The sequence below is a fragment of the Pseudomonas sp. PDM22 genome, from assembly GCF_014851965.1.
Lineage (GTDB): Bacteria > Pseudomonadota > Gammaproteobacteria > Pseudomonadales > Pseudomonadaceae > Pseudomonas.
In genome coordinates this window covers 1-13489 of the sequence record NZ_JACVAR010000010.1, presented here as the reverse complement: position 1 = coordinate 13489, position 13489 = coordinate 1, and the positions used below count along the sequence as shown (strand labels likewise).

Annotated in this window: 7 protein-coding genes and 3 tRNA genes; 7 read left to right on the top strand and 3 right to left on the bottom strand. The window is 63.9% G+C overall.

Translation table 11 applies throughout. The features are described 5' to 3' along the window. Positions 1-114 precede the first annotated feature (114 nt). The gene (locus IB255_RS27465; RefSeq protein ID WP_081517353.1) at positions 115-1140 is read right to left on the bottom strand and encodes an outer membrane protein assembly factor BamD; all 1026 of its coding nucleotides are present in this window, start codon (positions 1138-1140) and stop codon (positions 115-117) included. 147 nt (positions 1141-1287) lie between these two features. Here IB255_RS27465 and rluD point away from each other — a divergent pair, with 147 nt between their 5' ends. From rluD to clpB, 3 genes are all read left to right on the top strand, one after another. Then, a complete protein-coding gene (gene rluD, locus IB255_RS27460; RefSeq protein WP_192211134.1) occupies positions 1288-2247 on the top strand; it encodes a 23S rRNA pseudouridine(1911/1915/1917) synthase RluD in 960 nt (319 codons plus the stop codon). Beyond that, positions 2244-2969: a peptidoglycan editing factor PgeF gene (gene pgeF, locus IB255_RS27455; protein ID WP_192211133.1), complete on the top strand. Its 726-nt coding sequence runs from the start codon at positions 2244-2246 to the stop codon at positions 2967-2969. Before rluD ends, pgeF begins: the two co-directional genes overlap by 4 nt. A gap of 183 nt (positions 2970-3152) precedes the next feature. Further along, positions 3153-5717 carry an ATP-dependent chaperone ClpB gene (gene clpB / locus IB255_RS27450; RefSeq protein WP_151189409.1) on the top strand — a complete coding sequence of 855 codons (2565 nt, stop codon included), beginning with the start codon at positions 3153-3155 and terminating at the stop codon, positions 5715-5717. A gap of 144 nt (positions 5718-5861) precedes the next feature. On the opposite strand, the gene IB255_RS27445 is transcribed toward clpB, so the two are convergent. Together IB255_RS27445 and IB255_RS27440 are read right to left on the bottom strand one after the other, a co-directional pair. Then, entirely contained in the window at positions 5862-6215 is a 354-nt protein-coding gene (locus tag IB255_RS27445; RefSeq protein ID WP_045217284.1) for a PilZ domain-containing protein, read from the bottom strand. A gap of 11 nt (positions 6216-6226) precedes the next feature. After that, entirely contained in the window at positions 6227-8524 is a 2298-nt protein-coding gene (locus IB255_RS27440; RefSeq protein WP_081518152.1) for a DUF1631 domain-containing protein, read from the bottom strand. 216 nt (positions 8525-8740) lie between these two features. Between IB255_RS27440 and IB255_RS27435 the strand changes: the two genes are divergently transcribed. The 4 genes from IB255_RS27435 to IB255_RS27420 form a co-directional block, all read left to right on the top strand. Next, positions 8741-8816, top strand: a tRNA-Asn gene (locus IB255_RS27435). 9 nt (positions 8817-8825) lie between these two features. Continuing rightward, positions 8826-8902: transfer RNA gene (locus tag IB255_RS27430), tRNA-Pro, on the top strand. Between the two features lie 6 nt (positions 8903-8908). Next, positions 8909-8984, top strand: a tRNA-Lys gene (locus IB255_RS27425). Between the two features lie 289 nt (positions 8985-9273). Further along, a partial coding sequence (locus IB255_RS27420) for an Ig-like domain-containing protein (protein ID WP_192211132.1) occupies positions 9274-13489 on the top strand: 4216 nt, incomplete at its 3' end.

Sequence of the window (13489 nt, the reverse complement as noted above, 5' to 3'; positions counted from 1 at the left end):
GCGCCGCACAGTGAGCCCGTGCGCGCACCCGTCAGACCATGGGCAAAAGCGCCGATGCTTTGCCCGAATGAAAAAGGGAGGCCGAAGCCTCCCTTTTTCTTGTGCCTGCCGGTATCAGTCGAAGATGCCGAAGGTCATGTAGCTGAACCAGGAGCGGTCGCTGCTGCCGGCGTTGCCTTCGGACTCGTGCTGTTCTTCCTGCACGTCGCTCTGGTTCTCGGGCTTGAGTTCGGCCGGAATCTGCTGTTCGGCGTCCTCGTACTGCTTGATCACGTCCTTGGATGCCTGGGTTTCCATGTGCGGCGGGGCATCGTTGGTCTCGATCAGGCCCAGGGTGGCCTTGGCCAGCCAGGAGCGGTTGTCGGCTTCGTCTTCGCGCGGAACGAACTGGCCATCCTTGAGGCTGGCGTTGTCCGGGTAGTTCGCCTTCAGGGTTTCCAGGCTGGAATCGGCCAGGTCGTTCAGGCCCAGGCGCTGGTAGGCCTCGACCATGATCGCCAGGCCATCGCCGACGGCCGGGGTTTCCTGGAAGTTCTCGACCACGTAGCGGCCACGGTTGGCGGCGGCGACATAAGCCTGGCGCTTGAGGTAGTAGTGGCCGACGTGTACTTCGTAGGCCGCCAGCAGGTTGCGCAGGTAGATCATGCGCGCCTTGGCGTCCGGGGCGTAGCGGCTGTTCGGGTAGCGGCTCACCAGCTGGGCGAATTCGTTGAAGGAGTCGCGGGCAGCGCCCGGGTCGCGCTTGGTCATGTCCAGCGGCAGGAAGCGCGCCAGCAGGCCACGGTCCTGGTCGAAGGAGGCCAGACCCTTGAGGTAGTAGGCATAGTCGACGTTCGGGTGCTGCGGGTGCAGGCGGATGAAGCGCTCAGCCGAAGCGCGGGCGGCCTCGGGCTCCATGTTCTTGTAGTTGGCGTAGATCAGTTCCAACTGGGCCTGCTCGGCGTAGCGGCCGAACGGATAGCGGGACTCCAGCGCCTTCAGCTTGGCGACGGCGTTGGTGTAGCTCTTGTTGTTGAGGTCTTCCTGTGCCTGCTGGTACAGCTGGCTTTCGCTCAGGTTCTCATCCACCTTCTCACCCTTGGAGGAGCAGGCGGTGACGAAGGCGAGGGTGGCGATCAGCAGCAGGTGTTTCACTTGCATGGCGAGTTGCGTCCCTGGACGGTCGGCTGTCGCGGCCGCAACCGTCTGTTATGATTGGCGCCCCAGGGATACCCCTGGGACAAAGGCCTCGTATTTAACCACAGCGCGCAGCCGAACCAAAAGGCCGCGCGCCCTTCGTGTCCCGTCATGTCCAATATCATCCAACTCGCGGCAGAAGTGCCGTTCGACCTCGGTGGTCAGCGTCTCGACCAGGTCGCCGCTCAGCTCTTCTCCGACCACTCCCGCTCGCGCCTGGCTGGCTGGATCAAGGACGGCCGCCTCAAGGTCGATGGCGCCGCGCTGCGTCCGCGCGACATCGTCCATGCCGGCTCGCGCCTCGAACTGGATGTCGAACTGGAGGCCCAGGGTGAATGGGTTGCCCAGGACATCGAACTGGACATCGTCTATGAAGACGACCAGATCCTGGTCATCGACAAGCCGACCGGTTTGGTGGTTCACCCCGCCGCCGGCCATCAGGACGGCACCCTGCTCAACGCGCTGCTGCACCACGTGCCGCACCTGGCCAACGTGCCGCGCGCCGGCATCGTGCACCGCCTCGACAAGGACACCACCGGCCTGATGGTGGTGGCCAAGACCCTGGAAGCGCACACCAACTTGGTCGCCCAGTTGCAGGCGCGCAGCGTCAGCCGCATCTATGAGGCCATCGTCACCGGCGTGATCGTCGCCGGCGGCACCGTCGACGCGCCCATTGGCCGTCACGGCGTGCAGCGCCAGAAGATGGCGGTGATCGAGACCGGCAAGGTCGCCATCAGCCATTACCGCGTGCTGGAGCGCTTCCGTGCGCATACCCACACGCGGGTGAAGCTGGAAACCGGGCGTACCCACCAGATCCGCGTCCATATGACGCACATTGGCCACCCGCTGGTGGGCGACCCCACCTACGGCGGGCGTTTCCGCATTCCGCCGGGGGCCAGCCCGACCCTCGTCGAGTCGTTGCGCGATTTCCCGCGCCAGGCCCTGCATGCGCGTTTCCTGGAACTGGATCACCCGGCCACCAACGTGCGCATGAAGTGGGAATCGCCGCTGCCGGATGACTTCACCTGGCTGCTGAGCCTGCTGCGGCAGGACAACGAGTCCTTCGTATGAGCCCCTGGCTGACGCCTGACTGGCCGGCTCCGGCGAACGTCCGCGCCTGCGTGACTACCCGTGCCGGCGGCGTCAGCGTCGAGCCTTTCGACAGCTTCAACCTCGGTGACCACGTCGGCGACGAGCCGGCCGCCGTGGCCGAGAACCGCCGTCGCCTGACCGCCGAACTGGGCTGCCAGCCAGCCTGGCTGAGCCAGGTGCATGGCATCGACGTGGTCGAGGCCGATCCGTCTGCCGTCGCTACCGCGGATGCCAGCTGGAGCGCCACGCGGAGTATCGCCTGCACCATCATGACGGCCGATTGCCTGCCGGCGCTGTTCTGCGACCGCGCGGGGACCCGTGTCGCTGCTGCCCACGCCGGCTGGCGCGGGCTGGCGGGCGGCGTGCTGGAGGCGACCGTGGCCGCCATGGGCGTCGCGCCGGCGGAATTGCTGGTCTGGCTCGGCCCGTCCATCGGTCCGCAGGCCTTTGAAGTCGGCCCGGAAGTGCGTGAAGCCTTCCTGGCGGACCACGCCGAAGCCGCGCGCGCCTTTGTGCCCAGCACCAATGCCGGCAAGTTCATGGCCGACATCTACGAATTGGCGCGCATCCGCCTCGCGGCGAAGGGCGTGACTGCCGTCTATGGTGGGGACTTCTGCACCTTCACCGACACCGAGCGTTTCTACTCCTACCGTCGCAGCTCGCGCACCGGCCGCCAGGCCAGCCTGATCTGGCTGGCCTGATCCGTTTTCCTGCAGGTTCAACTCCGTTCCGGAGGTCCTTTCGAAGGCACTAACTGACGGGTGTCATGGCCAAATGGCTTGAACCGACCAAAATCGTCCTTATCTATCTGGCATCCCGGCGGGTTAGTCGTGACCAGGGGCACTCATCGCTCCGGCCCGCTATAGAAAGGAAGGACGACCCTCATGCGAATAGACCGTTTGACCAGCAAGCTCCAGCTTGCACTCTCCGATGCCCAGTCCCTGGCCGTCGGACATGACCACCCGGCCATCGAACCGGTGCACCTGCTTTCCGCGCTCATCGAGCAGCAGGGTGGCTCCATCAAGCCCCTGCTGATGCAGGTCGGCTTCGATATCCCTGCGCTGCGTGCCTCCCTCAATAAAGAGATGGACACGCTGCCGAAGATCCAGAACCCCACCGGCGACGTGAACCTGTCGCAGGATCTGGCGCGCCTGCTCAACCAGGCCGACCGCCTGGCCCAGCAGAAGGGCGACCAGTTCATTTCCAGCGAGCTCGTGCTGCTCGCCGCCATGGATGACAGCACCAAGCTCGGCAAGCTGCTCACCAGTCAGGGCGTCTCCAAGAAGGCCCTGGAGAATGCCGTGGCCAACCTGCGCGGCGGCGAGGCGGTCAACGACCCGAACGCCGAGGACTCGCGCCAGGCGCTGGACAAGTACACCGTCGACATGACCAAGCGCGCCGAGGACGGCAAGCTCGACCCGGTGATCGGCCGTGATGACGAAATCCGCCGGACCATCCAGGTCCTGCAGCGCCGTACCAAGAACAACCCCGTGCTGATCGGCGAACCCGGCGTCGGCAAGACCGCCATCGTCGAAGGCCTCGCCCAGCGCATCGTCAACGGCGAAGTGCCTGACGGCCTGAAGGACAAGCGCCTGCTGGCGCTGGACATGGGCTCGCTGATCGCCGGTGCCAAGTTCCGCGGCGAGTTCGAGGAGCGCCTGAAAGCCGTCCTCAACGAGCTGTCCAAGCAGGAAGGACGGATCATCCTGTTCATCGACGAACTGCACACCATGGTCGGCGCCGGCAAGGCCGAGGGCGCCATGGACGCCGGCAACATGCTCAAGCCGGCCCTGGCCCGTGGCGAGCTGCACTGCGTGGGCGCCACCACCTTGGACGAATACCGCCAGTACATCGAGAAGGACGCCGCCCTGGAGCGCCGCTTCCAGAAAGTCCTGGTGGATGAGCCGAGCGAGGAAGACACCATTGCCATCCTGCGTGGCCTGAAGGAGCGCTACGAGGTGCACCACGGCGTCACCATCACCGACGGCGCGATCATTGCCGCGGCCAAGCTCAGCCACCGCTATATCACTGACCGCCAGCTGCCGGACAAGGCCATCGACCTGATCGACGAAGCCGCCAGCCGCATCCGCATGGAGATCGACTCCAAGCCGGAGGAGCTGGATCGCCTGGATCGCCGCCTGATCCAGCTGAAGATCGAGCGCGAGGCGCTGAAGAAGGAAGACGACGAGGCGACCAAGAAACGCCTCGCCAAGCTTGAGGAAGACATCGCCAAGCTCGAGCGCGAATACGCGGACCTCGAGGAAATCTGGAAGTCGGAAAAAGCCGAGGTTCAGGGTTCCGCGCAGATCCAGCAGAAAATCGAGCAGGCCAAGCAGGAGATGGAAACCGCGCGGCGCAAGGGCGACCTGGAAACCATGGCGCGCATCCAGTACCAGACCATTCCGGACCTGGAGCGCAGCCTGCAGATGGTCGACCAGCACGGCCAGACCGAGAAGCAGCTGCTGCGCAACAAGGTGACCGACGAGGAAATCGCCGAGGTCGTCGCCAAGTGGACAGGTATCCCGGTCTCCAAGATGCTCGAAGGCGAGCGCGAGAAGTTGCTGCGCATGGAAGACGAGCTGCACAAGCGCGTCATCGGCCAGAACGAGGCCGTGGTGGCTGTCTCCAACGCTGTGCGCCGTTCCCGCGCAGGCCTGGCGGACCCGAATCGCCCCAGCGGCTCATTCCTCTTCCTCGGCCCGACCGGGGTGGGCAAGACCGAGCTGTGCAAGGCCCTGGCCGAGTTCCTCTTCGATACCGAGGAAGCGCTGGTGCGCATCGACATGTCCGAGTTCATGGAGAAGCACTCCGTGGCGCGCTTGATCGGTGCACCTCCGGGCTACGTCGGCTATGAAGAAGGCGGTTACCTGACCGAGGCCGTGCGTCGCAAGCCGTACTCCGTGGTGCTGCTCGACGAAGTCGAGAAGGCCCACCCGGACGTCTTCAACGTGCTGCTTCAGGTACTCGAAGATGGTCGCCTGACCGACAGCCATGGGCGTACCGTGGACTTCCGCAACACCGTGGTGGTGATGACCTCGAACCTCGGCTCGGCGCAGATCCAGGAGCTGGTGGGCGATCGTGAAGCCCAGCATGCGGCGGTCATGGATGCAGTGAATGCGCACTTCCGTCCGGAATTCATCAACCGGATCGACGAAGTAGTGGTCTTCGAACCGCTGGCCCGCGAGCAGATCGCCGGTATCGCCCGCATCCAGATGGGGCGCCTGCGCAAGCGCCTGGCCGAGCGCGAGCTGAGCCTGGAGCTGAGCGACGAAGCCATGGACAAGCTGATCGCCGTCGGCTTCGACCCTGTGTATGGCGCGCGGCCGCTCAAACGCGCGATCCAGCGCTGGATCGAGAACCCGCTGGCGCAACTGATCCTGGCCGGCAAGTTCAACCCTGGCACGCAGATCCACGCCAAGGTCGAGAACGACGAGATCGTCTTCTCCTGATCGGAGCTCCACGAGAAAGCCCGCCAAGTGGCGGGCTTTTTCATGCGCTTTGTAGGAGCGAGCCGCAGGACCCGGCATTCCTTTGCAGGAGTGGGCCATGCCCGCGACCGCGCGCCTGGCGCGCTCCTGCAGGTATTTCGGCGATCAGCCGGTTTCGCGGGCTCCACCCAGCAGGACCAGCAGTTGCTCGATCAGCTCGGCCTGATCCTCGGCGATATCGATGATGTGGAAGCCCGCCCAGCCCAATTGGCCGTCGGTGCCGGCGCGACTCCACAGGCAATCGGCGCCGAGCTGGATTTCGCCGATCTCGTCCAGCGGCGGCGCCGGCACCAGATGGCACTCCCAGACCGAGTCGGCCTCCGGCACGTCCACGCCGCAGAGCATGAACCCTTCGGCGGACAGGTCGGCGAGCCGGCCCAGGCTGCGCCCGGAATGGCGGTCGAAGACTTCCACGGTCAGCCCGGTCTGCTGCCGGCTATGCTGGCGACGTTCACTCATCGACTGCTCCTTCAGGTCTGTGCCGGGCTGCGCCCGGAAGTAAAGCGTTGCAGGACGCGGTAGATCGCACTCAGCGCACGATCCATCAGCGGGGCGGACTGTTCCGTCGGTACCAGGCGGACCTTGCCGGCTTCCATCTCCTGGGCCAACTGCACTATCGGTTTGACTGCCACCCGCTGCCCGGTGTGGTCGACGAACATGTAGTTGCGCGTGGTCGGGCTGAACCACGACAGCTTGAGCCGGCGCGCCGGCGTGGTGTCGCTGAATTCGAACCAGGTGCCGAATTCCAGGTGGCTCAGTTCCTTCATCAGTACCCGCACACGCTCGGAAAGCGCCTCGCCGTCGGGCTTGACCAGTGTGTGCCCCTCGGCGCCGAGCATGGCGCCCAGTGGGCTCTCCGGCAGTTCCTGCTTGAGTTGTGCGGCGATCTGCGGTTGCTGTGCCTGGATCGCGTGCTGACAGGCAACCAGATCCTGCAGCAACCGGCGGATGCCGTCCTCGTGGTAACCGCCGAGCACTTCCAGGCCCTTGCGCAGCTCTTCCAGAAGGGCCAGGCGGATTGCCTGCAGGTGATCGCGGCCGGCGGAATCCAGCGGTGTCACGCTCCAGGCCAGCTGTTCTCCCACTTCGCAGGCGCGTTTCCATTCGTCGCTGTGCTCACCGCTACGCAGCACGATGAAGGTCAGGGCATCGCACCAGCTCATTTCCAGGAAGTTGCGTACCAGCTCCGGCAGGTCGCGGTCCTGTGTCACCCTGGCGATGGCGTCCAGCGCGTGCTCGCGGGCGGCCAGCAGGCGATCGCGGCCACGGGCAGCCTCCATGGCGCGGCGTTCGCGCAGTTCGACCTTCTGCCGCAGGTTGGTGACGTACTCGCTGAACTCACCCAGCAGGCTGTCGAACAGCGACAGGTCTCCGACGAAATCCTGGATCACCCGCTCGACCACCCAGTGCATCTTCGCCAGCAGGGCGCGCTCCTCACCCTCGCCGCCATACAGCACGCCGGCCTGAGCCATGGCGTTGAGCAGCTTGCGGGCGGGGTGGTGATGCTGGGTGAACAGCTGCTTGTCCAGCAGCGCCACCTTGAGGAAGGGGGTGTGCAAGTGGGAAAGGGTGGTCTTGCAGCTGTCGGGCAGGTTCTCGTCATCGAGGATGAAGTCGAAGACCATGCCCACCAGGTCGATGACATCGGCTTCCTGGTCGGTCAGCCGGGTGTTGTTCGGTTGTGCGCTGCCGGATTCCAGCTGGCGCTGCAGGTCGGCCTTCAGTGCATCGACCGGCTGCGGCTGGCGCAGCCGGTGGGCCAGTTCGCGGGCGGACTCGCGCTGCAGGCGGTTCAGCGCCTCCAGCAGCTCGTTGGCGCTGTAGGTCGTGGTAGCCGAGCTGGGACCGAAGCTGACGATGCTCTGGGTATTGCCGAACAGCGTGGCCTTGTCACCGCGCCGACGGTGCTCGGCGAGCAGCACCGCGAGGCCGCCGAACAGGGCATTGCGGTCGCCTGGAGGCACATCCGGCAGGTCACTGGCGGCGTAGGGCGGTGCTGCTGCTCCACCGCCCGTCGTCGCGGTGCTTTTCTCGGTCACGGTCGGGCGCGGCGGGGGTGGGGAGGCCTGGCGCTGGCCTTGCGGGCGGTATTTCAGGTTGGGCAGAACACCGCCATCGGCCAGGCGCTTGTTCAGCTGTTCATATAGAGGTTGCAGATGCTGCATGACCTGTTGATCGAACAGCACATAAAGGATGGTCTTGATTCGCAGAGGGAAGGCACTGCGCGCCAGGGTGTCGCGCAATGCCTGGGCAATGGCCTGTGGGCCGAAGGGATTGCGGTCCTCGCCCAGCTTGCTGCCGTTGTTGAGCAGCGCCAGGCGCTGGTCCAGCGCGAACAGCTGCTGGGCGCAGTGGGCGCGCACCTGGTTGACCATGTTGGTCACCAGCAGCGTTTCTTCGTATTCATCGTTGCCGACCAGGGTCAGCTGGTCGATATCCAGCTCTTCCAGCGGCTCCGCAAGGGGCAGTTTGCCTTCAAGGAAGTCGCTCAGGCCCTGGGCGATGCGCTGGTGGTAGAAGCGCTCGAGGTTCGGTCGGTCGCGGCGGACTTCGCGCATGGCATCGAAGAACAGGGCCTGGACCTGATTGTTCTCGGCTTTCTCGGCGCATTCGAAGAGCGTGTCGTCCACCTGGGCGAAGACATTACCCAGGAGTTCGGCGAGGTGATTCATCGCCAACTGACGGCAGCCCTGCACCAGTTCGCCGAAGCGCGGCTGAATCATCCGGCTGGCGATGGGAGAGGGTGGTGGGGTGTCCTTGTTGCTCATGGCCATCCTGTGCGTGATCGTTCCGTTTGCACCCGCGGTGGATCACTCGAGTTTTTCCATGCAGATATAGCAATCAGCCCGGCCCCCTGCAAAGCAGAGAAAAACTTTTTGGATCAGAGTGTTGACAGACGTTTCGATATACGTAAAATGGCGCGCCTCTGATACGGGAAACCGGTGAAGCCGGAAGAAAGTAGAGGAGATTGAAAGGTTCGTAGTTCCGCGATAGCTCAGTCGGTAGAGCAAATGACTGTTAATCATTGGGTCCCTGGTTCGAGTCCAGGTCGCGGAGCCAACTTTCAAACGGGGTATAGCGCAGTCCGGTAGCGCGCTTGCTTTGGGAGCAAGATGTCGGGAGTTCGAATCCCCCTACCCCGACCAACATTTGGGTCGTTAGCTCAGTCGGTAGAGCAGTTGGCTTTTAACCAATTGGTCGTAGGTTCGAATCCTACACGACCCACCATATTGAAGGCATCGGCGCTGCTGAATGCCTGAAGCGGAATGAAAGCCGCTTCTCAGGAAAAGCCCACCTCTCGAGGTGGGCTTTTTCGTTTCTGCCCCGCCGCCATGCGCTTCGCCCCAGGCCCGGTCCGCTTCCTCCTTCCGCCCGTCAGCTGTCCGCAGCCGCTTTTTGCCGCCGAAACTACGTCATCAGAAATCCCGGGAGCCTTGTCAGAGTGTTCTGATCTTATTGATTGCTCCGGAAAATTAATCTCCTCACCTCGAAAACGTGTCCCCGAGGTGGGTTAGAAATGGCAATTGAAACTATCGGTCTTGTCGCCGTCACCGAGAACGCAGCGAAGAAGCTTGCGGTCAAGACTGGTGGCAAGATCAAGGCACACGCAGGTACCAAGTACCTGCTGCAAGTGGAAAACAGCGACGTCGCGCCGGAAAACGTGACCGTCAAGCGTGTCGGCAAGGACCTGCTGGTCCAGTTCGAAGGCAGCGAAAAACCCGACCTGACTATCCAGGACTTCTTTGCCGAAGGCATGGACAGCCAGCTCTACGGCGTAGCCGAAGATGGCCAGCTGTACGCCTATGTGCGCACCGACGGCGAGACCTTCGGCGACAGCCAGTTGTTGCTGGCAGACGGCGACACGGCGCCTATCGCCCTGGGTGGCGATTCCCTGGGTAATGGCGCGGCCTATCTGGCCTCCACCTTCGATGACGCCGCCGGCTTCGTCCTCTGGCCCTGGCTGCTTGGCCTGGCTGGCGTGGGCGCTGCCGCCGCCGCGATCATCCATCACAACAAGGACAATGGCGGCCATCACCACGGTCCTGAAACCAGCCCGGCCCCGACCAACAACAAGGCCACCGACAATGTCGGTCCGACCCAGGGCGAGCTGCACAATGGTGACGTGACCGACGACAAGAGCCCGGTCATTTCCGGCGACGGCGTCCCCGGCGCTATCATCCACGTCATCGACAACGGCACCGAAATCGGCAGTACCGTGGTCAAGCCGGACGGCACCTGGGACTTCAAGCCCGATCTGCCCGACGGCCCGCATGAAATCGATGTCACCCAGGAAGTTCCGGGTGAGAAGCCCAGCGAGCCGGTCCATGTGATCGACATCGTCGTCGACACCGTGGCGCCGGAAGCGCCCTTCGTGGAGCTCGACCCTGCTTCCGACAGCGGTATCCAGGGCGACAACATCACCAACGACACCACCCCGACCATCGACGGCAAGACCGAGCCGGGTGCCGACGTGGTCGTCATCTTCCCGACCGGTGAAGAGATCCACGCCAAGGCCGACGAGAACGGCGAGTGGTCGGTGACCCCGACGCAGCCCCTGCCCGAGGGCAATAACGACATCACCGTCATCGCCACCGACCCGGCGGGTAACACCAGCGAGCCGACCGTCATCACTGTCGTCATCGACACCACTGCTCCGTCCGCAGACGCCTGGCTGGACCCGGCCTCCGACAGCGGCACCAAGGGCGACGGCATCACCAACGACACCACGCCGACCATCGACGGCAAGACCGAGCCGAACTCCGACGTGACCGTCACCTTCCCGACGGGCGAAGAGATCCACGCCAAGGCCGACGAGAACGGCGACTGGTCGGTGACCCCGACGCAGCCTCTGCCTGAAGGCGACAATCAGATCACTATCGTCGTCACCGACCCGGCGGGTAACCAGAGCGAACCTGCTGTCCTGCCCATTGTGATCGATACCTCGATCGACAAGCCGGATGCCTGGCTGGACCCGGCTTCCGACAGTGGCACCAAGGGCGACAACATCACCAACGACACCACGCCGACCATCGATGGCAATACCGAGCCGGGTGCCGACGTGGTCGTCATCTTCCCGACCGGTGAAGAGATCCATGCCAAGGCCGACGAGAACGGCGACTGGTCGGTTACTCCGACCCAGCCGCTGCCCGAAGGCAACAACGACATCACCGTCATCGCGACCGATCCTGCCGGCAACCAGAGCGAGCCGACCGTCATCTCCGTTGTGATCGATTCCACGGCTCCGTCGGCTCCAACCATCGACAGCATCGTCGACAACGATGATCCGTCGAACCTGATCGACATCCCGAAAGATGGCTCTACCAATGACACCACCCCGGTGATTTCCGGTGGCGGCGCCGAGCCGGGCGACATCATCCACGTCTTCGACGGCGGCAAGGAGCTGGGCTCCACCACCGCCAAGGACGACGGCACCTGGTCGTTCGAAGTGCCGGCGGACAAGGCCCTGCCCGAAGGCGAGCACGACTTCACCGTCAAGGCTGAAGACCCGGCTGGCAACATCAGCGAACCGTCGCAGCCGTACCCGATCGTCATCGACACCACCGCACCGACCGCACCGGTCATCAAGGACGTGGTGGACAACGATGATCCGTCCAACCTGATCGACGTGCCGAAGAATGGTTCGACCAACGACACCACCCCGGTGATTTCCGGCGACGGTGCCGAGAAGGGTGACATCATCCACGTCTTCGACGGCGGCAAGGAGCTGGGCTCCACCACCGCCAAGGACGACGGCACCTGGTCGTTCGAAGTCCCGCCTGACAAGGCCCTGGCCGAAGGCGAGCATGACTTCACCGTCAAGGCTGAAGACCCGGCGGGCAACATCAGCGATCCGTCGCAGCCGTACCCGATCGTCATCGACACCACTGCACCGACCGCACCGGTCATCAAGGACGTGGTGGACAACGATGATCCGTCCAACCTGATCGACGTGCCGAAGAACGGCTCGACCAACGACACCACTCCGGTGATTTCCGGTGACGGTGCCGAGAAGGGCGACATCATCCACGTCTTCGACGGCGGCAAGGAGCTGGGCTCCACCACCGCCAAGGACGACGGTACCTGGTCGTTCGAAGTCCCGGCTGACAAGGCCCTGGCCGAAGGCGAGCATGACTTCACCGTCAAGGCCGAAGACCCGGCTGGCAACATCAGCGATGCGTCGCAGCCGTACCCGATCGTCATCGACACCACTGCGCCGACCGCACCGGTCATCAAGGACGTGGTGGACAACGATGATCCGTCCAACCTGATCGACGTGCCGAAGAATGGCTCGACCAACGACACCACCCCGGTGATTTCCGGTGACGGTGCCGAGAAGGGCGACATCATCCACGTCTTCGACGGCGAGACCGAACTGGGCACCGCCATTGCTGGTGAAGATGGCAAGTGGTCGTTCGAAGTTCCGGCCGACAAGGCTCTGGACGAAGGCGAACACGACTTCACCGTCAAGGCTGAAGACCCGGCTGGCAACATCAGCGATCCGTCGCAGCCGTACCCGATCGTCATCGACACCACCGCACCGACCGCACCGGTCATCAAGGACGTGGTGGACAACGATGATCCGTCCAACCTGATCGACGTGCCGAAGAATGGCTCGACCAACGACACCACCCCGGTGATTACCGGTGACGGTGCCGAGAAGGGCGACATCATCCACGTCTTCGACGGCGGCAAGGAGCTGGGCTCCACCACTGCCAAGGACGACGGCACCTGGTCGTTCGAAGTCCCGGCCGACAAGGCCCTGGCCGAAGGCGAGCATGACTTCACCGTCAAGGCTGAAGACCCGGCTGGCAACATCAGCGATGCGTCGCAGCCGTACCCGATCGTCATCGACACCACCGCGCCGACCGCACCGGTCATCAAGGACGTGGTGGACAACGATGATCCGTCCAACCTGATCGACGTGCCGAAGAATGGCTCGACCAACGACACCACCCCGGTGATTACCGGTGACGGTGCCGAGAAGGGCGACATCATCCACGTCTTCGACGGCGGCAAGGAGCTGGGCTCCACCACCGCCAAGGATGACGGCACCTGGTCGTTCGAAGTTCCGGCTGACAAGGCCCTGGCCGAAGGCGAGCACGACTTCACCGTCAAGGCCGAAGACCCGGCTGGCAACATCAGCGATGCGTCGCAGCCGTACCCGATCGTCATCGACACCACGGCTCCGGACGACAAGACTACCCAGCTGACCATCGACACCGTGGCCGGCGATGATGTGCTCAATGCTGCCGAGGCAGATGTCCAGCAGACCATCAGCGGCAAGGCCTCCGGCGAGTTCCAGAAGGGCGACGTTGTCAGCTTCACCCTGAACGGCACCGAGTACAGCGCCAAGGTTGCGGCAGACGGCTCCTGGAGTGTGCAGGTAGCCGGATCCGACCTGGCCAAGGAAACCAACATCCACGCCACTCTGGTTGCCCACGATGCCGCGGGCAACGCCGGCGAAATCACTGCTGACCATGGCTACACCGTATCCATCGTACCCGGCAGCGTGACCCTGGCCATCGACGTAGTGGCGGGCGACGACGTCGTCAACTTCGCTGAGTCGCAGGTCCAGCAGACTATCAATGGCAAGGCCGTAGGCGAGTTCACGGCTGGTGACGTGGTGAGCTTCAAGCTCAACGGCACCGACTACAGCGCCAAGGTCGCGGCAGACGGCAGCTGGAGCGTGAAGGTGGCCGGTGCGGACCTCGCAGCGGAAACCAACATCCACG